Here is a 21,704-nt window from a genome sequence, read left to right on the forward strand (position 1 = left end):
TAATTAATGATGGCAAAGCTTCAGGTAACAAAACTTTTTTAATAATCTGAAGCGGTGAAGCTCCCAATGCTCTGGCTGTTTCTATTAAACCATGAGGAACGTCAATAAGGCTGTTCTCTACCAATCTTGCAATAAATGGAGCGGCCCCTACACTTAACGGAACCAATGCCGCGTTCACACCAATTGAAGTTCCTGCCAAAATCCTTGTAAAAGGAATCATCCATACAATCAGAATGATGAAAGGGATGGCACGGAAAATATTAACCAAAATAGATAGAGATCTATGATAAAAACTATTTTCCAGAAGTTGTCCTTTTCTTGTTAAGAATAACATAATTCCTACAGGAAGTCCCAAAACAAATCCAAAAAATCCGGACACAAATGTCATATAAACTGTTTCCCAGGTTCCTTTTGCCAAAAGGGCAATTACTGTATCACTAAGCATATCCTTTTACCGTATTTTGAATTTTATTTTGATTTAAATAATAAATGGCCTGCTGATTTTCATCTGCTTCTCCCTGAAGCAACAGCAATAGTTTTCCAAAGTTGGAATTTCCTAAATATTCTACATCAGCTTTCAACAGTTTGTAACCAATTTTATATTGCGTATTTAACGTTGAAAGAAGTTGTTCAACACTGACATTTTCGTTAAGTATTATTTCTACCAAAGGGAATAAACCTTCTTTGGGCTCTTTTTGTAGTCTATTATTGATTTCCTGTGGCAGGGTCATAATATCTGAATTTATAAATTGTCGGATAATCGGATTTTCTTTATCCGAAATAATATCACTCAAGGTTCCTTTTGTTAATAATTTCCCTTTATCTATTACCGCAACATGATTACAAACAGCTTTGATGACATCCATTTCGTGGGTGATCAAAAGAATGGTAATTCCCAGTCTTTGATTGATGTCTCTTAACAGCTGTAGAATAGATTGTGTTGTAGCAGGATCCAGGGCACTTGTTGCTTCATCGCAAAGTAGGAGATAAGGGTCATTTGCTAATGCTCTCGCAATTGCTACCCTTTGTTTTTGCCCTCCTGAAAGGCTTTTAGGGTAGTCGTTTGCTTTATCTTCCAGGCCGACAATTTTTAATAGTTCACTAACCTTTTTATTGATTTGATCTTTACTAATATGATCCAGTTCCAAAGGAAGTGCTACATTGTCAAAAACAGTTCTTGAAGAAAGCAGGTTAAAATGTTGAAAGATCATTCCTATTTTTTTACGCTCTTCAGCCAGCTGTTTAGAGCTTAATCGGGTAAAATCTTTGCCATTAATGATAATCTGTCCTTCATCCGGTCTTTCCAGTAGATTGACTGTACGGATCAGAGTACTTTTACCTGCGCCGGAAAATCCGATAATTCCTACGATATCACCTTTTTCTATACTAAGGCTCACTTGATCCAGCGCTTTAAAAGACTGCTTTTTCTGATGAAATGTTTTTGAAATGTTTCTGATTTCTATCATTCTGATGTTTTTATACTATTTAAATAGGCTGATATCGCTTATTTGTCCTATTAAAAAATCTTCTTACTCTTCTTAATTTAACCTTTGACCGTTTTGAAAGTTTGAAATACTTAGTGACATTAGTCAAAAGTACTCCCAACAATATGATTGCCAAACCATATAGCTGGCCACCATTGATGCTCTGGTTGGCTACAATCCAGCCTGCAATCACTGTAACAATAGGATTTATATAGGTATGGGTGCTTACCAGGGCAGCGGGTTTCACGGACAAGAGCCAAATGTACGACAAATAAGCGACTATAGATCCAAAGAAAATCAAAAATAGAACTCCCAACCATGCAGATGTTGGAATAGCGGAAACAGAAAAACCGGTCCATTCTTTTCTTAAAAAAGCGATGAAAAAGGCCGCTATACCTGCTACAATAAGTTGTTGAGCAATATTCATGAATGTAGATTGAGATGCCGGATTTTTCTTAGAATATAAAGAACCCAATACCCAGGCCACAGAGCTCAAACCTAATACTATGAATGCCGTGATTCTGAGATTTCCATCAACTGCTGCGTGTACCGCATTGGAAGGTTGCACACTTCCTTTCAAAAATAGTACTAATCCTACAAATCCAATGACTAATCCTATAGGAATGAATTTATCTGAAAAATAATATTTCCAATTTTTTCTGTCAATAGCAATGAACCAAAATGGTCCGGTAGCTATTGAGATGGCAGCTTCTGAAGCTGTTACATATTGTTCTCCCCAGGCGACAAGACCTGTTCCTCCTGTTAAAATAAGGATCCCGGTGATTGCATTTTTTTTCCAGTTGATCAATGAATTTGCTTTTTCTCCTTTAGATAAGAGATATCCAATCATCAGGATTCCTGCTACCAAAAATCTCAATCCGGAAAGAATGAACGGTGGAAAACCTTTCAAGCCAAATGAAATAGCTAAAAACGTAATCCCCCATATTACATAGATGTTTGTAAATGCCAATGGAACCAGCCATTTGTTTTTAGAATTGCTCATTTTTATTTTTTTAATGTTGTTAATTTTCAATAAAAAAGGCCCTACAACTTGGTAGGGCCTTTAAAATATGTCATATAAAAGTAAGGTCACCCACAGTATTCCTGATGCATAGGCATACACATATCCATCATTTTTTTGATGCTATGTTTTTTAATTGAATTATTATTTAATTCTGCCTTCATTTTATTTTTTTTCTTGAATACGATGCAAATATATAATATAATTTCTATTAGTCCACTAAAAAAGTAGGGATTTTAAATATTAATTTATCGTTAATAGTGTAAGTTGTTGTTTAGTAGTATTTTGTGTTTGTTGTCTTGTTGTTTGTTGAAATTTTTATTGTTGAATTTTGATAATTTTAATTCATTTGTTATTGAAATGTTGTCTTTTTGCTGTTGTTAAAAAGATAAAATAAATTAAAATTTTTATGAATTGTGTAATATTTTTTTGATTTGGATTAAAAAATAAAACAGTTCAATATACAGATCAAGAAAGAAGTACATATCCGTCTTTTGACAAAGAGTTTGTAAGTATCTCAGGAATAAAAACCGTTTGAAGATGATATCTTTAACCCTCTATGATTCATTCAATTTGAAAAGTCAAAAAAAATCCCGATTTTTGCAATCTTTCAATAAATCCGAGTTCATGAAATTATGTATTGCCGAAAAACCTAGTGTTGCCAGAGATATCGCCAAAGTATTAGGTGCTACCACATCTAAACAAGGCTATATGGAAGGAAACGGCTATTGTGTAACATGGACGTTCGGACATCTTTGTACCCTGAAAGAACCTCACGATTACGGCCCACAATTCAAATCCTGGAATCTTTTTTCATTACCGATCATTCCCAGCAGCTTTGGAATAAAACTGATTCCGAATAAAGGGGTGGAAACTCAGTTTAAAGTAATTGAAAGGCTAGTAGAAGAATGTGATGAGGTCATTAACTGTGGGGATGCCGGGCAAGAAGGAGAATTGATCCAGCGTTGGGTATTGCAAAAGGCAAAATGCAACAAACCCATCCAGCGTCTTTGGATTTCATCCTTAACAGAAGAAGCAATTAAAGAAGGATTTGCCTCTTTGAAACCGGCTGAAGATTATAAAAATCTTTACCTGGCAGGAAATGCGAGAGCTATCGGAGATTGGCTATTGGGAATCAATGCAACCAGGCTTTTTACCAAAAAATTTGGAGGTAATAAGGCTGTCCTATCTATTGGAAGAGTACAAACGCCTACGCTGGCAATGCTTGTTCAGCGTCAGAAAGAAATCGATGCTTTTACTGTTGAAGAATATTGGGAACTGAAAACCAAATATCGTGATGTGATTTTCAATGCTGCGATTGATAGATTGAAAACATTGGAACGTGCAGAGAAAGGATTGGAATACCTTAAAGAAAATATTTTTGAGATCGTTTCTTTCGAAATTAAAGAAGGAAAGGAAAAGAATCCAAGACTTTTTGACCTGACCGGACTTCAGGTGGAAGCCAATAAAAAATATGGGTACTCTGCAGAAAATACATTGAATTACATCCAGAGTCTTTATGAAAAGAAACACGTGACTTATCCACGTGTTGATACTACCTATCTATCCGAAAGTTTATATCCGAAAATAGAAGGTATCCTTCAAAAAATGTATCCGTATCAGGATTTGATTGCACCGCTGCTGGAGGCTCCGATTCCAAAATCAAAAGCTGTTTTTGATGATTCGAAAGTAACCGATCACCATGCCATCATTCCTACAGAAGTTCCCCCTTCTCAAAATCTGAGCAGGGAAGAGAAACTGATTTATGATTTGATAGCTAAGCGTTTTATTGCTGTGTTCTATCCCGAATGTAAGATTTCCAACACATTAGTAGAAGGAAAAGTTGGAACCATTCCTTTCAAAACCAGTGGAAGACAGGTATTGGAACCGGGATGGAGGACTGTTTATGCCAAAGAGCCAAAAGAAGAATCTACCGATAAGGAAAAAGATAAAGAAGAGGAACAAACCATTCCCGAATTTGTTGTGGGAGAAACAGGGCCACACGATCCAATGATTCACCAGGGAAAAACTTCACCGCCAAAGCCTTATACCGAAGCAACTTTGCTAAGAGCTATGGAAACTGCCGGAAAACAAGTAGAAGATGAAGAATTACGTGAATTATTGAAAAATAACGGAATCGGAAGACCATCTACCCGTGCTAACATTATCGAAACCCTTTTCAAAAGAAAATACATCGAGAAGAAAAGAAAGAACCTGATTGCCACTCAAACCGGAATTCAATTGATTGACACAATTGAAGATGAACTTTTAAAAAGTCCCGAGCTTACCGGTGAATGGGAATTGAAGCTCCGTAAAATTGAAAAAGGAGAGTATGAAGCCAATCATTTTAAGGAAGAATTGATTCAGATGGTAACAGAGCTTACCGATAAGGTAGTTTATGGAAAAGGAAAGGTCATAACGTTGGAAGAAGAAGAAAAAGAAGTAAAAGAAAAGAAAAAGAGGGAACCTGCTCAGAAAAAAGAGCTTCAGTCCTGGGAAGATACGAAGTGTCCAAAATGTAAAGAACATAACCTGATCAAAGGGAAAACAGCTGTTGGATGTTCCGATTTTAAAAACTGTGGCTTTAAAATTACGTTTGAAATTTTCGGAAAGAAACTTTCAGATAAACAATTGATGGATCTTGTTTTAAAGGGGAAAACTTCAAAATTAAAAGGCTTCAGTACACATCCGGAAGGACTTACAGAAGGTGTGTTAGCTTTGACTAATGATTTTCTTGTACAGCTAAGCTAATACTTAGTTTGATCCCAATCTCCTTGAATACGAAAGAATCTCCAATTAATTTCAGAAAAAAGTATTTATCTGTGTAAATTTGTGTTATCTGTGTGGAAAAATTAAACCACAAAAGTCGCAAAAGAATTAAGCACTTAAGTTTTTTTTGAAGTTAAAAACATTGCGTTGAGAAGAGCACTTAAGCTTTAAAAATCAAAGATTTTTATGTAGATCTTCTGTATCAGTTTCATCTGCGAGCAAAAAACAATATGCAAAGATCTGTAAAATCTGCTTAATCAGTGAGAGAATAAAATGTATGGATTGTTTTATAGAAGGTCAGTAAGGATATTGTCTGAATAACCTATCATACCACCCACTAAGATCTTTTTTAATGTCTTCATGGTATTTACATAATATCATTGCCAATTCCAGATTGGATCTGTCAGACTTATATGTATTCAAAGTAAGAAATCCATAGAAGTTTCCATCCTGATCAATGATGACAGGAGGGTAAGAAGCATAATCACTCCAGGGAGAATATGTACTGAGTGTACTTCCATAATTTCCATTACTGTTCCATATTGATTTGGAACTGAGAATATTTCCATAATCACCGAATTTATTCCAAATAGAATTCCTATCAAAGGTATCACAGTTGAGACATCCCAAGTACTGATCCTGATCGGCGCCTCCATATAAATTCAGTGTTTGAGCCTGAAAAATAGAGCAAACCAGAAGACTTAAAAACCAGAAATTTTTTTTTGTACTCATCATGGAAAAACCTTTATTACAAAGCTAACCTTTTGAAATGAGAAACCTAGATTTTGTGCAATGCAAATTCATTTTACGTTCTTCCCCAAATATTTTTGAAGAATTATTTATTTTTTAAATCAATCCATTACATTTACATTCAAATTGAAAATAATGACCGCAGAAAAAAAGAAACTTATTACAGATAGTTTTGATCGCTCAGAAACATTAAAATTTTACAGAGCAGAATTACTGGAAGTGGAAACTGATTTTGTTTCCATTAAAATTCCGAAAATGGAAATGATGACCAGAAAAGCAGGAATGTTTAACGGAGCCATGATCGCTTCTCTGGTGGATGTATCCTCAGGATATGCAGCGGTGAGCCATTATCCGGAAGACTGTTATGTAGTAACGGTCGAATTAAAAGTAAACTATTTGCGACCTGCAATGGGAGATGCTTTGGTTTCTAAATCTTATGTAATTAAAGGAGGAGCTAAAATCAGTGTGATAAGAACTGAAATATATGTTCAGGATGAAAATTCCGGTTCAGAGAGCCATGTTGCCACTTCATTGGTTACAATGATGAAAATAAAATAATGATTGATGAAGAATAATGAAAAAATATTCCTTAAATAAAGGGTTTCGTGAAATTCTTTTTGCCGAAATGGAATGGCTTTTGCTCCATAATTCCCATAAACATAAAAAATAACTCAATGAATTTAATTATCCGATTGTTTGTAACAGCGATAGTTGCTTATCTTTTAACTAAAATTTTGCCGGGAGTACATTTTGAAAGCTTTTCTTCAGCAATAATCTTCGCTATTGTACTGGGAGTTTTAAACATATTTGTGAAACCCATTTTAAGCCTTTTCGGACTTCCGCTTACGATTTTGACATTAGGTTTTTTTGCCTTGGTCATCAATGCCGGAATCATTATGATTGCAGACTATTTTATAGATAGTATGGTTGTAGATGGCTTCTGGTGGGCATTTATCTTCAGTATACTGTTGTCAATTGTTACTTCTTTAGCAAACTCAATGTTCTCAGATGGAGATTAATTGATTTTAAAATAATATATAAAAAGTCCGTTGGTTCAGTATCGACGGACTTTTTTATTGACTTGAGTTTTCTTCACTTTGTTGGCTATTTCACCTTATAATATCAACTTTAATGTTAATTCTTTCGTTCGTTTTTATTTTAAATATTAACTTTGGCAATCTTTGAATTTAATTAAAAGGAATGAATGAAATCGATAAAATTTCATCGTCCTGCTAAAAATGAATATTAACATATGAAACTTAAGTACAGCCTGCTGGCTTTAGCAGCTCCGCTTTTAATGAATGCACAACAAGTAATGACGCCTGAAATTCTTTGGACTTTGAAAAAAGTAGGAGTGCAGGCAGTTTCACCGGATCAAGCTTCTCTTATTTATAAAGTAGGGCAAGTAGATCTGAAAACAGAAAAAACAAAAAATGAGAACTACTTCCTGAATGTTCTTAATAATCAGTCTTCCAAAATAGATTTTGGTAAAAAGTCTTTGATTCAATGGGATAAAAACGGTATTTATGCACAGGAAGGAGACAAAATTTATCTTTCTAAGGATGCCGGAAAAACATGGACGGAATTTTATACTATCGGTGATGCAGATAATATTGTAATCTCTCCCGACGGTAAGAAAATTGCTTTCAGCAAACAAGTTTTAGTGGAAAAGGTAATGGGGAAAGATAAATACAATGATACTCCTAAAACTACGGCTCAGGTGTATACAGACCTAAACCACAGACATTGGGATTACTTTAATGAAGGAAAATACAACCACATATTTGTTGTGAATGCTTCTGATAAAGTAGATTCTGCAAAAGATCTATTGGACGGGAAAACCTGGGATTCTCCTCAAAGACCTTTCGGTGGTGCTGAAGATTTTATCTGGAGCCCGGATTCTGCCCAGCTTTTATATGTAACTAAGCCTAAGAGTGGTAAAGAATATTCAACAAGTACCAATACCGATATTTTCGCTTATGATTTAGCTTCAGGAACTACAAAAAACCTGACTGAGTCTAATAAAGGATATGATATCAATCCTAAATTCAGCCCGGATGGTAAATCTTTGATCTGGCAAAGTATGGCCAGAGATGGTTATGAAGCAGATAAGAATGATGTGAAAATCCTGGATTGGAAAACAGGAAAAACAACTAATCTTACCGCAGGATGGGATGATAGTGTTTCCGGAGATGTTCTTTGGGGGGCAGATTCAAAAACTATTTACTTCACGGCAGCTTACAGAGGAACAAAACAACTTTTCTCTCTGGATTCTAAATCTGCAAAAGTACAACAGATCACTAAAGGAGATTTTGATGTTAACGAAATTTTCACTGACAACAAAACTTCACTTTTAGTAGGAAGAACAGACGTAAACCATGCAACGGAAATTTTCTCTGTAAATCTGAAAAATGGAGAAATGAAACAAGTTACTGAAGCAAATAAAGATACCTATGCTAAGCTGGCTCAAGGTAAATCTGAACTTAAAATGGTAAAAACTTCAGACGGTAAAGAAATGGGAGTATGGTTCCACTATCCACCAAACTTTGATCCGAATAAAAAATATCCTACGCTGGTATATTGTCAGGGAGGACCACAATCTGCATTGACACAATATTTCAGTGTAAGATGGAACTTTGCCTTAATGACTGCAAACGATTATATCGTGGTAGCTCCAAACAGAAGAGGTATGCCGGGCTGGGGAACAAAATGGAATGAAGATATTTCCAGAGATTGGGGTGGACAGCCGATGAGAGATTATCTTGCAGCTACCGATTATGCGAAGACATTACCCTATGTAGATGGTGACAGAGTCGCAGCAGTGGGAGCAAGTTATGGAGGATACAGTGTATTTATGTTAGCCGGAATCCATGAAAACAGATTCAAAACATTTATCGCTCACGACGGATTATTCGATATGAAGTCTTGGTATCTGACGACAGAAGAACTTTGGTTTGCTAATTGGGATCTTGGTTCTCCATGGGAAAAGCCACTTCCAAAAGCATATACAGAATTCAATCCAAGCAATTTTGTAGAAAAATGGAATAAGCCAATCATGATTGTTCAGGGAGGAATTGATTTCCGTGTACCTTACGAACAGGGGCAGGAAGCTTTCCAGGCTGCAAAATTAAGAGGATTAAAATCTAAATTGGTTTACTTCCCGAACGAAAATCACTGGGTACTTCATCCTCAAAACGGATTGGTATGGCAGAGAGAATTCTTCGATTGGTTGAAAGAAACTTTGTAATAAACATCAATAGGAGCGGACTTTAGTCCGCTTTTTTTATGATAAAAAATCAAACGGTTTTAAGCCAAAACACACAAATGACGCGAATATTTCACAAATTTTCACAATGACCTTTAGTAGTTCCTATCGTGGTCATTTAATTTACCAACTAATTTTGTCATCCAGCAGGGATCCAGCCAGCGCTATTTCATCATGAAAAGCGAAAAGATTTTAGCCAAAATTGATATATTTGAAGATGCAAAATCGTATTTCTTCCTTTCCACCATTTATTGATGATCAATCTGAAATTCTGATTTTAGGATCCATTCCGGGAGTAAAATCATTGGAAAAACAACAATATTATGCCCATCCACAGAATAAGTTTTGGAAAATTATCTTTGAATTGTTGCATGAGGAATTCACGGAAGACTATGACCAAAGAATTAATACCTTAAAGAAATACCATATTGCTCTTTGGGATGTCATCGATTCTTGTGAAAGAAAAGGAAGCCTTGATTCCGAGATCAGAAATGAGGAAGCCAATCAAATTGCTGAACTTTTGGAAGAGTATCAAAATATTAAAGCGATTTTTTGCAACGGAGGGAAGTCTTATAAGAATTTACAAAAGCTTTTAGGGAAAAACTACAGACTCCCTATTTTTCTAATGCCATCCACAAGTCCGCTTCACACTATCTCTTTTGAAAAGAAACTGGAAGGATGGAAGAAGGTTTTGGAGTTTTTAGGGTGAGAGAGTATTAGAGTTTTAGAGTGTGGGTGAACTTTTAATTTATTCAATAATGACACTTGATAAATGAAGATATAGATTTCTATGGAATGACAAAGTGTAAGAACAATCTAAGCGCGCTGTTTATCATTCCCGCAGGAATCTCAACAATGATCATCATATTTTGATATAATATACTTTGTTGAGATTCCTCGTTATGCTCGGAATGACAAGTGCTTCTATTTTAGAATTAATAAAACATTGTTGATAGCTATTGATTTTCCAAGCTTTCTTTACTCTTTGACAAATACATTCTCAGTCCTTTTAATAGCTCTAGCTGATTCTTCGTTCGATCCAAATTATGTTCCGGATAAGTGATAGAATAGTAAGTGCTTCCATTCAGATAATCGGTTAGAAAACGAAGCTCCTGGATATAAATAGCGACTTGTGCGGCATAATCAAGATGATCAGATTCTTCCGAAGTCAACTTTTCCTTTAGGTGAAAGAGAAAACCTTCTTTTACAACTTTATACATTTCAGGGTTAAAATTGTTTTGGGCACTTCCATCATCTTCATGAGTTGTATTGGTATAGGATTGGATCATCGTTCCAAAATCATATAAAATGGTAGAAATCATCATGGTATCCAAATCAATTACAGCTAACGGATTATGATGCTGATCGAAGAGGATGTTGCTGATTTTTACATCCGCATGGATAATTCTTCTGGGAAGTTGATTACTTCTCTCCATTTGAATCCATTTATCGGGCAAGGATAGAAACTGGTTGGTAATTTCTATTTCTGTTCTTGCATTTTCTCTTAAATGAGGAGCAGCATCTTTTAGAGCATTTTTATAATCTGCCAGCCTTTTTTCAAAATTGAGGAAATTGGGAAGGGTGTCTTCGATGGCAGGCAATTGTTCAGTATTTATAACGGTAAGGAAATAACTGAAGGTTTTAGCTGCTTCAAAAGCTATTTCTAAAGATGGAGTGGTAAGAAAGGTAGTACTATTTTCCACAAAACTCAGCATACGCCATGGCTCATTATTGGTATCTCTTACCAAAAGTTGATGGGTAAGGCAAGGAATAGGTTCGATAATTTGAAATTGATAATTATTCGATCTAAGAAGCTCATTAATCATTAAATGATTGTTGATGACGATTTCCGGTCGTTGGAAAACGTTTTGATTGATCTTTTGCAGGATAAACTTTTTCTTTTGGTCTCTGTCTTCCAAAAGGTAAGTTGTATTGATCAATCCATCTGTAATAGGAATGAGACTGTAATGATCTGTATCAATAAATTGTCTTACAACTGCTTTTAGGTCCATAGATCTTCGGGATATCTGTTTTTTTGAATTTCTGAGGTCAGAAAATCCTTAATGTTCTTTTTATCGTCTGCATAGGTAACACCCATCCACTGAGAAGGAGATGTTTTTACCATTACTTTTACTTTTTTCTCGTCCATCATTCTTTGTACGGTGGAAGGAATGTAAAATTCCTGGGTGGCCGTAGGTTCCGATTCTATAAAATCATAAAAATAAGCTTCCAATGAACAGAAAATATTGGGATGGAAAATAAAAAAGTTCATGGATACCAATGTGTCGGGAGAAATTTCTATATTTTTCCCGTTTTCAATATAAATGATTGAACCGTTGATCCTTTGAATAGAAGTTTGTTCCTCTACTTTAATCAAAAAATTTTCAGGATCTAAAGTACAGATTCCTCTTGCTACAGCTCCGTTACCACTTAGTGTAGTACTTACCGGATATGCAATCATGCCTAAGTGTGAGTCCGAAATATGATGATGATCGATTTCGTGTGCTGCCAGTTGGTAAGCCTCTTTTCCATAAAAATCATCGGCATTGATCATGACAAAAGGTTCCTGTATTGAATATTTAGCACAGAGAACGGCATGTGCGGTTCCCCATGGTTTTTCACGTTCAACGTAGTCAAGGTCATGTATCGGGATACTTTTTATTTCCTGATAGATCCAGTGCAATTCAAATCCTTTTATTCCGGAGATGGTATTGAGCCGATCAATATAGCTTTGAGGAATCAGTTTGTTAACAATAATCACCACTTTTTGGAAGCCGGTCTCAAGAGCATCAAAGATAGAATACTCCAAAATCGGAGATCCGTTATCGAGTATTCCATCCACTTGCTTAAGACCTTTATAACGAGTGCCTAATCCACCTGCTAATATGAGTAATGTCTTCTTAGAACTCATCGGTCATTCCAAATACAGGTTTACGGGTTTTCCACTTACCGTTGGTGAAATCAGGAATGTCAACAACCTGGCCACCTTTGGCAATAGACTCTTCACTTAACGGAGTGATCGAATACCATAAAGCAAGATCATAAACATCCATTGGAAACTCAATATTTCGTTTGATACACTCAATGAAAGTATTCATCACAAAGAAGTCCATTCCTCCATGTCCGGCACCGGCAGCAGTACTTTCAAACTTCTTCCACATCGGATGATCATATTCTTTCATCCATTTTTCGGTATTATCCCAACGGTGGGTATGGTTCATTGTTTTTTCAAAATAAATTTGTCCCTGATCAAATTCTCCCCATCCGAAATCCTGCCATAATCCTTCAGTTCCCTGTACACGGAAACCAAGATCGTATGGCCTCTGTAAGCTGGTGTCATGGGTTAAAAGTATGGTTTCACCATTAGCACAGGCAATTTGGGTTGTTACAACATCTCCCTGATTGAATTTTACTTTGGCATTCGGATGATTTTCACCTCCTTTAGCATGCTCTACAATGTATTTATGTAATCCTACAGATTTAGATGAAAATGAAGAAAGTCTTGTTAAGCGATTTCCTCTGTTGATGTCCATCATCATAGCAACCGGACCTAATCCGTGGGTAGGATAAAGTTCCCCGTTACGTTTTACATAATGCTCGGTTCTCCATTTTGCCTCACTAAAGCCTTTTTCTCCAAATTCAACACCGGAATTGTAAGGGGTAACACCATCATTGAAAAGTACCCCTCGCAAATCATGCTGATAACCACCTCTTCCATGTACGAGCTCCCCAAACATTCCCTTACGAACCATATTCAGAATTGCCATGATATCTCTTCGATAGCATACATTTTCCATCATGAAAATTGGAACCTTCGTTTCCTCATATACTTTCACAAATTCCCAACAGTCTTGAAGTTTTATAGCTCCTGCAACTTCCATCCCAACAATCTTTTTGGCACGCATCGCTTCAACCCCTTGTGTAAGATGCCATTCCCATGGTGTAGCAATGACAACAGCGTCTATGTTTTTTAATTTTAAAAGACTTCGATAATCATATTCACCATTAGAAAATTCCTGTGCAGCCGATTTATTGTTGTCTTTTAGTATTTTTTGAGAGGCGGATAGCATTCTTTTATCCGGATCAGCAAAGGCAACAATCTCTACATCATTACGTTTTGCCAGTAATTTTACATGTTCCTGTCCCCTAAGACCTACGCCAATAAAGCCAACACGGACTTTTTTATCTGTTTTAAAATCAGTTGAATATGCAAATAAAGAATTGGGTAAAACCAATGCTCCAAAACTGGCTAAAGCTGCAGTTTTAATAAAGTTTCTACGGGAAGTGCTATTGTCCATCTATTTTTTTTCTAAATATATTAAAACTTTTTCATAGAATGGTGAACGTTTTTTAGCGAAAGGGGCGATGGGGTGGGAGTTACGGAGTTGTAGGGTTTGAGAGTGGGAGAGTTTTGGAGTTTCAGTGTGAGATGTGAAGTTCAGGATAGCTTGGGGTGAGTAGCTAAGGATTGTTCAGAATGCATGGTGGAGAGAATATTAATGTTTTAAGAAGTGAATATAAAAAAACATTGCATAACCTATTATGATTTCTACAATGGCTACCATTTCAAAGTGTGACAATTTCTCTCCTCTGGAGGGGTGGCAAAGATTCAAAGCATTTTTGACGGGGTGGTTAAATAAAAACAAAATATTGAAATAATAAAAAATACCCATTCACTTACAATGCAAAATTGCCTATTGACATTTAAGTCTTTAATCTCTGTATTTCACGTTTAATTTCGCAAAAATCATTGCCCATAATAACTTTTAATCAATCTTTCTCTCATTTTGTTCAGATATTTAATGTCTTTGGTGTTGGAAAGAATAATGATAGTGAGGTTTTTATCTATCAGGTGTACCCAGTTGGCACTATGTCCGTATCCTTCTCCCTGACGCTCAGCAAACAAGGTAGTAACAGATCCGAATTTTTTAGGATATACCCAGAAACCAAGTGCAGTATCTTCCAGTTGTTTATCTGCGGTAAGCATGGTTTCTAATGTTTTTTGATTGAAAAGAGCAGCGTTAAAAATGGCTTGATCAAAAATGAGCAAATCCTTTGGTGTAGAATACATCGCTCCGGCTGAATAGAAATTATCAATATAGGTATTGGTAGGCATATGCAGTGCAAATGGATCACTTGGGTCAGCCGAATATCCTTCGTCAATATTTTTGATGATGTCATTATGGTGAAGAAATCCTGTATTCTGCATATGGAGAGGAATAAGTATTTGCTTCTTTAAGACTTCTTCAAATGGTTTATCATATATTTTTTCGATAATCTTTCCGAGGAGTATAAAATCACCATTATTATAACTGAATTTTGTTCCGGGTTTATCAATAAGTTTTTCAGAGAGGAATGTGGTAATGAATTCATCCAGATTCCATAGAGTATTATCATAGGCCTGATGGATCAGTTCCGGTGAGCTGATGTCTTTATGATCTCTGCCGCTGCTATACGTAAGCAGATTTCTTATGGTGACTTTCCGGGCTGCTTCTCCTTTATATTCGGGATAATAAGTAGAAATCGTGGCATCTAAATCAATTTTACCCTTTTCATAAAGCTGCATGATCAATACTGCTGTAAAGGTTTTGGTAAGGGAGAAGATGTGAAATTTTGTTTCATCAGAAAAAGGAATGTTATAATGCCTGTTGGACTGGCCTTTATAAGTAAGTAATTCAGTTTTCCCATTTCGAGCTATTAAAACAGAACCGTTGAAGTTATCCTTTTTCACACAGGAATCAATCACTTGTTTCACTTTCTGTATTTGCGAATAGGCTAGATTAATTGATATCAATAATAATAGCCCCGACAGTGTATTTTTCATTGGCTCATACTTTAAGAATAATGAATTGAATTACTTAGAGTCTGTTTAAATTTTAAAAATTGATTTACCATTTTTTATTACGAATAAGTTTCACCATTAAGATTCTTAAGATTTTTAGAATATTAAGTTTGAGCTCCGCTTTAAGGCACTTTGCTTATAAAAATCTTTGATTTTTTCTTAATTAATCTCAATAACTTAATTAATCTTAATGGTTCAAATAAATTTTAATAAAATTTAAACAGGTTCTTACTTTAAAGATAGTAATTTGTGCATTACTTTTCTAAATAATATACCTCCTCATAAGGTTGGATGAGTACCCAGCCATGTCCTGAGAATTTCATCTGGAACTCTTCACCACTTCCTCTTCCGATAAGGCTTTTAAAAGAAACATTGGTTTTCAGTTCGGGACTTAAATTTCCAGACCATGCAACGGTTGCATTAGGATCCGTGAAAACAGGAGTATCCGGGGTTACCAATAATGTTAAAGGGTCTCCGTGGGTTGTAATAGCGATATGGCCCGTTCCTGAAAGTTTAACCTGGAAAAGTCCGCCGGACATCATTCCTGCGATACTTTTAAGCATAGTGATGTCACTCTTTACACTCTGTTCGTGTGCTAATACATCATTGCCATTTACACAAACCGATTCATTATTCAAATAAAGAATACGAACTTTCTTTCCAGAGTCTGCTACATACAATTTTCCTGTTCCTTCAGCTTTCATCAGTTTGGACCCCTCACCGCTGATGGCTTTCTTTAAAAGATTACCAAGACCACCGGAAAGCATTCCTTGTCTTTCAAAATTGATATTACCCACATAGCTTACCATACTTCCTCTTTTTGTCCATACTGCCTGATTGTTAAGATTAATTTCTAAAAGATGTTTGGTTTCAAGCTCAAAATAGTCTCTTTGTTGCGGATTTTCTTTAGTTTCATTGATGAATGCTTCTATTGAATACTTACTCATAGGGTTGGATTTTTAATTTTTTCTCAAAAGTAACCTTTTTAAACTTTTAAAATTCCCGTAAAATCACGGTTTTTAATTTGATTACAAATAATACTTGACAAAGGGGTATTGAATGTCGTATATTTGCACTCCGAAAATTACACCTTGTAATTTCAATAATTTTTAAACCGTAATTTAAAAAATGAAAACATCAGATTTTAATTTTGATCTTCCTGCGGAATTATTAGCAGAACACCCATCAGAGCACAGAGACGAAGCTAGATTAATGGTACTTGATAGAAAAACACAAACTATCGAGCACAAATTATTTAAAGATGTAGTGGATTATTTTGATGAGGATGATTTATTTATCTTCAACAATACGAAAGTTTTCCCTGCGCGTCTTTATGGAAACAAAGAAAAAACAGGTGCTAAAATTGAAGTTTTCCTTTTAAGAGAGCTTGATAAGGAAACCAGAGTATGGGATGTATTGGTAGACCCTGCAAGAAAAATCAGAATTGGTAACAAATTATTCTTCACAGAAGATGAGTCTTTGGTAGCTGAGGTTATCGATAACACTACTTCAAGAGGAAGAACATTAAGATTCTTATTCGACGGTTCTTATGAAGAATTCAGATCGAAACTTAAGGAATTAGGAGAAACTCCACTTCCAAAATATATCAAAAGAGCAGTAGAGCCGGAAGATGCAGAAAGATACCAGACGATCTACGCTAAAGTAGAAGGAGCGGTAGCTGCACCTACAGCAGGTCTTCACTTCTCTAAGCATTTGATGAAAAGATTAGAGATCAAAGGAATCAATTTTGCTGAAGTTACCCTTCACGTAGGTTTAGGAACTTTCAACCCAATTGAAGTAGAAGATCTTTCTAAGCACAAAATGGAATCTGAAGAGATTATCATTGATGAGAAAAATGCTGCTATTATCAACAAAGCAGTTGACACTCACAGAAGAGTTTGTGCAGTAGGAACTACAACAATGAGAGCCTTGGAAACTTCTGTTTCTTCAAACAAAAAAATCTCTGCTTTCAATGGTTGGACTAATAAATTCATCTATCCTCCTCACGATTTTGGAGTAGCGAACTCAATGATCACAAACTTCCATACACCGAAGTCTACATTGATCATGATGATTGCTGCATTTGCAGGAAGAGATTTCGTAATGCATGCGTATGAAGAAGCCGTAAAAGAAAAGTATAAATTCTATTCTTACGGTGATGCAATGTTAATTCTATAAAAAAGATATTAGGTAAAAGGTTGCAGGTAATAGTACCTGCTTCCTGAAACCTAAAATCTGCAACCTTACAATGAAAGATATCCGTACATTATCATTAGACCAGCTTAAAGATTACTTTGAATCTTTAGGTGAAAAACCGTTTCGTGCGAAACAGGTCTATGACTGGTTATGGAGTAAAAACCTCCATTCGATTGATGAAATGACGAATCTTTCGAAATCACTTCGTGAAAAAATTTCCGAAGAATATACCATTAACCCTGTTTCCGTAGATTTACTTCAGAAAAGTTCTGACGGAACCATCAAAAATGGAGTGAAACTTCATGATGGATTGATGGTGGAATCTGTTCTTATTCCAACAGAAACAAGAACGACAGCCTGTGTTTCTTCACAGGTAGGCTGCTCATTAAACTGCGAATTCTGTGCTACGGCAAAACTGAAAAGGATGAGAAATCTTGAAGTAGCGGAAATCGTGGATCAGGTTGCCCTGATTGACAGCCAAAGTAAAATGTATTTCGACAGACCGCTTTCCAATATCGTATTCATGGGAATGGGAGAGCCGATGATGAATTACAAAAATGTAGTAGAGGCGATCAAAAAGATTACCCAGCCAGAAGGATTGGGAATGTCTCCAAGAAGAATCACCGTTTCTACATCAGGTATTCCTAAAATGATCAAAATGCTTGCAGATGATGAATTACGCGTGAAACTGGCATTGTCACTTCACTCAGCTATCGAAGTCAAGCGTAATGAAATCATGCCATTCTCCGACAAATTTCCGCTAACGGATATTATGGAGTCCCTTCAGTATTGGTATCAAAAGACCGGATCCGTGATCACTTTTGAATACTGTGTATGGAAAGGGATTAATGATGGAGATGAAGATATTAAAGCATTAATCAAATACTGCAAACAAGTTCCTTCTAAAGTAAACTTGATTCAATACAATCCAATCGGGGACGGAAAATATGACCAATGCAACAAACAGGCGGAAGAAAATTACATTCGTCAGCTTGAAAATGCCGGAATTACAGTAATGGTCAGAAGAAGCCGAGGAGGAGATATTGATGCTGCTTGTGGACAGCTTGCCAACAAAACTACTGATTAAAATTTCCTTAAAAAAAACTTAATTTTCTCTTAAAGAAAAGCTTAAAACCCTACCTTTGCATAAAATTATTTATGATGATGGATTTTCTTATGAGCGAGGACGGGTTAGAAACTGTATATGCATGGGCAGTGCCATTACATGCTACGGTTATTTTAGCTGAAATGATTTATAGCCACGTTTCCGAAGCTAAATTGTATAGTGGGAAAGACCTTGCAACAAACATTTATCTTGCTTTGATGAATTTTGGTCTTGACCTGATCATGAAGGCCTTTGCAATGGGGGTGATGTTTTTCTTCTACCACCACAGAATCTTCTCCTGGGATCTTAGTATCTGGTATTTGCTGGCTTGTTTTGTGATTACTGACTTTGCCTACTATGTATTGCATTATGTGGATCATCGTTCGAGAGCATTCTGGGCAGTTCATATTACGCACCATAGCTCAGAATTTTTTAACCTTACTACAGGATTCAGAAGTCCGGTATTACAACCGCTTTACAGATATTTATACTTTTCACCGTTAGCATTCTTAGGATTTAATCCTTGGCATATTATGGTGGCTTACGCAATCGGGCAGGTATATGGAACTTGGGTACATACACAAACTGTGAAGAGTATGGGATTCTTAGAGCATATTTTAGTAACACCTTCTCATCACCGTGTACATCACGCATGTAATGTTAAATATCTTGATAAGAACATGGGAATGTGCCTGATTATTTGGGATAAAATATTCGGAACTTTCGAAAAAGAAGATCCTAATGTTCCCGTAAAATATGGTATCTATCCCAAAATGCCGGATAACAGACCGGATACCGTTCTTTTCTATGAATGGAGAAAGATTTGGAAAGATCTTAAACAACCGGGATTAAAATTTACTGATAGAATCAATTATATTTTCAATTCGCCGGGCTGGAGGCATGATGGGACAGGAAAGACGGTAAGACAATATCAGAAAGAATATTTTGCAAGACAGGCAAAAAGAAAAGAACAACAAAACAATATAAAAGAGCAGAAAACTGCTTAATATAAGAAACGGACTTTTGAGTCCGTTTTTCTTTTTTTATACTTATTGCTGAATAATTGTAGTTGTCATCGACTTTGTTGAACCTCTTTGCTAGAATTTGGAGCGGAGCGAGGAATCTCTTAAACCCTCAAAACCTCTCATGCATCCGACCCCATTCCAACTGAAAGTCCTATTTTTGTCCTATGAAAAAGATATTTCTGATTGTAACTCTTATTGCCGCTCAATCTGTATTTGCACAACAAGTTGATTTTCTAAAAATAAAGAAATATAAAGTCAATGAATTGAACAATAAAATTCAGGAGACTTCCGGACTGAATATGTTTAAAGGAAAATTATATACCTTTAACGATAGTGGCAATGATCCCGAGTTATTTGAAATCAATAAAATATCAGGAGAGATTGTAAAAACTTTTAAAGTGAATGCAAAAAACAAGGACTGGGAAGCTTTAACAAATGACGGTGATTATTTTTATATAGGAGATTTTGGAAATAACACTGGAAAACGAGAGGACCTTAGTATCTATAAAGTTCCTTTTCGAAACGATAGTTTACAAAATGATCAGATTAAAGAGATTTCATTTCAATACCCTGAACAGACTGAATATAAATCTACCAATCTAAATACCGATTTTGATGCGGAAGCGATGGTATATGCCCATGGAAAACTGCATCTTTTTACCAAAGAATGGGTGTCAAAAGCAACCACTCATTATGTAATTGATCCGGAAGTATACGAAAAACAGGATGCTGTAAAAACAGAGTCCTACAGAACTAACTTTGTGGTAACAGATGCTGCTTACTTTGATAAAAAGCTTTATTTGGTAGGGTATACGAAAAAAACAGAAGTCTTTTTGGATATTTTTAAAGAAACGGAACCTGGAGTATTTTTCAAAGAAATTCCGGAACATTATTATTTGGGAAGTGCTTTGTCTGTTGGACAAATTGAAGGGGTTGCTGTAGACGAAACAGGAATTTATATATCGGGCGAAAAATTTAAATCACCTCTGGGAAGTGTAAAACCTTCATTTTATTTTATCCCAAAAAATAAACTCAAAGACTAATTTTGGCTTAAAATTGACCGAAAAAAATTATCTTTGTGAGAATTAATAATTATTCACCCAGCATTCGCAGATTGTGGCAAATATCGTAGAAGAAATCAAACAACCGATTAATGAGGAAATGAAACTTTTTGAACAGAAGTTTTATGAATCAATGCAGAGTAAAGTACCTTTATTAGATAAAGTAACTCGTTTTATTGTTACCACCAAAGGGAAACAAATGCGTCCAATGTTTGTATTTCTTTGTGCAAAACTCGTAGGAGATGTTACCGAGAAAACCTATCGTGGTGCTTCCATGATTGAATTGATTCACACGGCTACTTTAGTGCATGATGATGTGGTGGATGAAAGTTTTAAGCGTCGTAATTTTTTCTCCATTAATGCCTTATGGAAGAATAAAATAGCCGTTTTGGTAGGAGATTACCTTTTATCAAAATCAGTGTTATTATCCACAGATCATAAAGATTATGATCTTCTTGGTGTCATTTCAAGAACAATTCGTGAAATGTCCGAAGGAGAGCTACTTCAGTTGGAGAAAGCCAGAAAATTGGATATTACAGAAGATGTTTATTATGAAATTATTCGCCAGAAAACAGCAACTTTAATAGCAGCATGTTGTGAAATCGGAGTTCTTTCCAATAGTACAGATGAAGTCCTTGCTAAAAAGATGCAGGATTTCGGAACGTACACCGGAATGGCTTTTCAAATTAAAGATGATCTTTTTGATTATTTGAGCTCTAATGTTATTGGTAAACCTGTAGGGATTGACATCAAAGAGCAGAAAATGACACTGCCTCTGATTTATACTTTGAAAACAGCCGGTGAAAAAGATAGAAAATATTATTTCGATACCATAAAACGTTATAATAATAATCCTAAAAGGGTAAAAGAACTTATTGAATTTGTTAAAAGTTCAGGTGGATTAGAATATGCCATCACGGTTATGAAAGATTTTCAGCAGAAAGCAAAGGATCTTCTGAATGATTTTCCCGATTCTGAAGCACGAAAATCCTTACATAGTATGCTAGATTACGTAATTGAGCGAAAATTTTAAATTAAATTATTTTTAGGGTTACAATAATAACGGCTAGGACTATACAAAATAACGCGATTAAAAATAAATAATCCGCAATAGTCTCAAACGAGTATTCTCGCTTCTCATTATGAGTTCTGATAGCCAGAAATGAAAAGAAGCAGCTGCATGCAA

General features: G+C 35.6%; 19 protein-coding genes. 10 read left to right on the plus strand and 9 right to left on the minus strand.

Annotated features, from left to right (window positions below):
• The 3 genes from CW752_RS11725 to CW752_RS11735 form a co-directional block, all read right to left on the minus strand.
• Positions 1-445 (minus strand): methionine ABC transporter permease (locus tag CW752_RS11725; RefSeq protein ID WP_101239900.1); only part of this gene is annotated, 445 nt, incomplete at its 3' end.
• The gene (locus tag CW752_RS11730) at positions 438-1,466 is read right to left on the minus strand and encodes a methionine ABC transporter ATP-binding protein (protein ID WP_101239901.1); all 1,029 of its coding nucleotides are present in this window, start codon (positions 1,464-1,466) and stop codon (positions 438-440) included. The genes CW752_RS11730 and CW752_RS11725, both read right to left, overlap by 8 nt.
• A 19-nt stretch (positions 1,467-1,485) precedes the next feature.
• Positions 1,486-2,487 carry an EamA family transporter gene (locus CW752_RS11735; protein WP_101239902.1) on the minus strand — a complete coding sequence of 334 codons (1,002 nt, stop codon included), beginning with the start codon at positions 2,485-2,487 and terminating at the stop codon, positions 1,486-1,488.
• A 645-nt stretch (positions 2,488-3,132) separates the two neighbouring features.
• Here CW752_RS11735 and CW752_RS11740 point away from each other — a divergent pair.
• Positions 3,133-5,256, plus strand: coding sequence for a type IA DNA topoisomerase (locus tag CW752_RS11740; RefSeq protein WP_101239940.1), 2,124 nt, complete (start codon positions 3,133-3,135; stop codon positions 5,254-5,256).
• A gap of 315 nt (positions 5,257-5,571) precedes the next feature.
• On the opposite strand, the gene CW752_RS11745 is transcribed toward CW752_RS11740, so the two are convergent.
• On the minus strand, positions 5,572-6,009 hold the full coding sequence (locus tag CW752_RS11745) for a hypothetical protein (protein ID WP_228401724.1): 438 nt from the start codon (positions 6,007-6,009) through the stop codon (positions 5,572-5,574).
• 150 nt (positions 6,010-6,159) lie between these two features.
• Here CW752_RS11745 and CW752_RS11750 point away from each other — a divergent pair, with 150 nt between their 5' ends.
• The 4 genes from CW752_RS11750 to CW752_RS11765 all read left to right on the plus strand — a co-directional run bounded on the left by CW752_RS11750 (position 6,160) and on the right by CW752_RS11765 (position 9,998).
• Positions 6,160-6,582 carry a PaaI family thioesterase gene (locus tag CW752_RS11750; protein ID WP_101239904.1) on the plus strand — a complete coding sequence of 141 codons (423 nt, stop codon included), beginning with the start codon at positions 6,160-6,162 and terminating at the stop codon, positions 6,580-6,582.
• A gap of 116 nt (positions 6,583-6,698) precedes the next feature.
• Entirely contained in the window at positions 6,699-7,043 is a 345-nt protein-coding gene (locus CW752_RS11755) for a phage holin family protein (protein ID WP_101239905.1), read from the plus strand.
• Positions 7,044-7,276: 233 nt separating this feature from the next.
• Positions 7,277-9,271, plus strand: a complete 1,995-nt coding sequence (locus CW752_RS11760; protein ID WP_101239906.1) for a S9 family peptidase — start codon at positions 7,277-7,279, stop codon at positions 9,269-9,271.
• A gap of 235 nt (positions 9,272-9,506) precedes the next feature.
• Positions 9,507-9,998 carry a DNA-deoxyinosine glycosylase gene (locus tag CW752_RS11765; RefSeq protein ID WP_101239907.1) on the plus strand — a complete coding sequence of 164 codons (492 nt, stop codon included), beginning with the start codon at positions 9,507-9,509 and terminating at the stop codon, positions 9,996-9,998.
• A gap of 247 nt (positions 9,999-10,245) precedes the next feature.
• Here CW752_RS11765 and CW752_RS11770 read toward each other — a convergent pair whose 3' ends face one another.
• From CW752_RS11770 to CW752_RS11790, 5 genes are all read right to left on the minus strand, one after another.
• On the minus strand, positions 10,246-11,301 hold the full coding sequence (locus CW752_RS11770) for a phosphotransferase enzyme family protein (protein ID WP_101239908.1): 1,056 nt from the start codon (positions 11,299-11,301) through the stop codon (positions 10,246-10,248).
• Positions 11,292-12,200: an NDP-sugar synthase gene (locus CW752_RS11775; RefSeq protein WP_101239909.1), complete on the minus strand. Its 909-nt coding sequence runs from the start codon at positions 12,198-12,200 to the stop codon at positions 11,292-11,294. The genes CW752_RS11770 and CW752_RS11775 overlap by 10 nt, the downstream gene beginning before the upstream one ends.
• On the minus strand, positions 12,190-13,587 hold the full coding sequence (locus CW752_RS11780) for a Gfo/Idh/MocA family protein (protein ID WP_101239910.1): 1,398 nt from the start codon (positions 13,585-13,587) through the stop codon (positions 12,190-12,192). Before CW752_RS11780 ends, CW752_RS11775 begins: the two co-directional genes overlap by 11 nt.
• A 449-nt stretch (positions 13,588-14,036) precedes the next feature.
• Positions 14,037-15,113 carry a serine hydrolase domain-containing protein gene (locus tag CW752_RS11785; RefSeq protein WP_185117619.1) on the minus strand — a complete coding sequence of 359 codons (1,077 nt, stop codon included), beginning with the start codon at positions 15,111-15,113 and terminating at the stop codon, positions 14,037-14,039.
• 272 nt (positions 15,114-15,385) lie between these two features.
• Entirely contained in the window at positions 15,386-16,078 is a 693-nt protein-coding gene (locus CW752_RS11790; protein ID WP_101239911.1) for an AIM24 family protein, read from the minus strand.
• 181 nt (positions 16,079-16,259) lie between these two features.
• Here CW752_RS11790 and queA point away from each other — a divergent pair, with 181 nt between their 5' ends.
• The 5 genes from queA (at position 16,260) to CW752_RS11815 (ending at position 21,551) form a co-directional block, all read left to right on the plus strand.
• Complete coding sequence (queA, locus tag CW752_RS11795) at positions 16,260-17,309, plus strand: tRNA preQ1(34) S-adenosylmethionine ribosyltransferase-isomerase QueA (protein ID WP_101239912.1); 1,050 nt, start codon at positions 16,260-16,262, stop codon at positions 17,307-17,309.
• A 70-nt stretch (positions 17,310-17,379) separates the two neighbouring features.
• The gene (gene rlmN / locus CW752_RS11800) at positions 17,380-18,414 is read left to right on the plus strand and encodes a 23S rRNA (adenine(2503)-C(2))-methyltransferase RlmN (RefSeq protein ID WP_101239913.1); all 1,035 of its coding nucleotides are present in this window, start codon (positions 17,380-17,382) and stop codon (positions 18,412-18,414) included.
• A 74-nt stretch (positions 18,415-18,488) separates the two neighbouring features.
• The gene (locus CW752_RS11805) at positions 18,489-19,439 is read left to right on the plus strand and encodes a sterol desaturase family protein (protein ID WP_101239942.1); all 951 of its coding nucleotides are present in this window, start codon (positions 18,489-18,491) and stop codon (positions 19,437-19,439) included.
• A 182-nt stretch (positions 19,440-19,621) separates the two neighbouring features.
• Positions 19,622-20,500: a hypothetical protein gene (locus CW752_RS11810; protein ID WP_101239914.1), complete on the plus strand. Its 879-nt coding sequence runs from the start codon at positions 19,622-19,624 to the stop codon at positions 20,498-20,500.
• 73 nt (positions 20,501-20,573) lie between these two features.
• Positions 20,574-21,551: a polyprenyl synthetase family protein gene (locus tag CW752_RS11815; RefSeq protein WP_101239915.1), complete on the plus strand. Its 978-nt coding sequence runs from the start codon at positions 20,574-20,576 to the stop codon at positions 21,549-21,551.
• The last annotated feature ends 153 nt before the right edge of the window (positions 21,552-21,704 follow it).

It is taken from the genome of Chryseobacterium sp. PMSZPI (assembly GCF_002835665.1).
GTDB lineage: Bacteria > Bacteroidota > Bacteroidia > Flavobacteriales > Weeksellaceae > Chryseobacterium.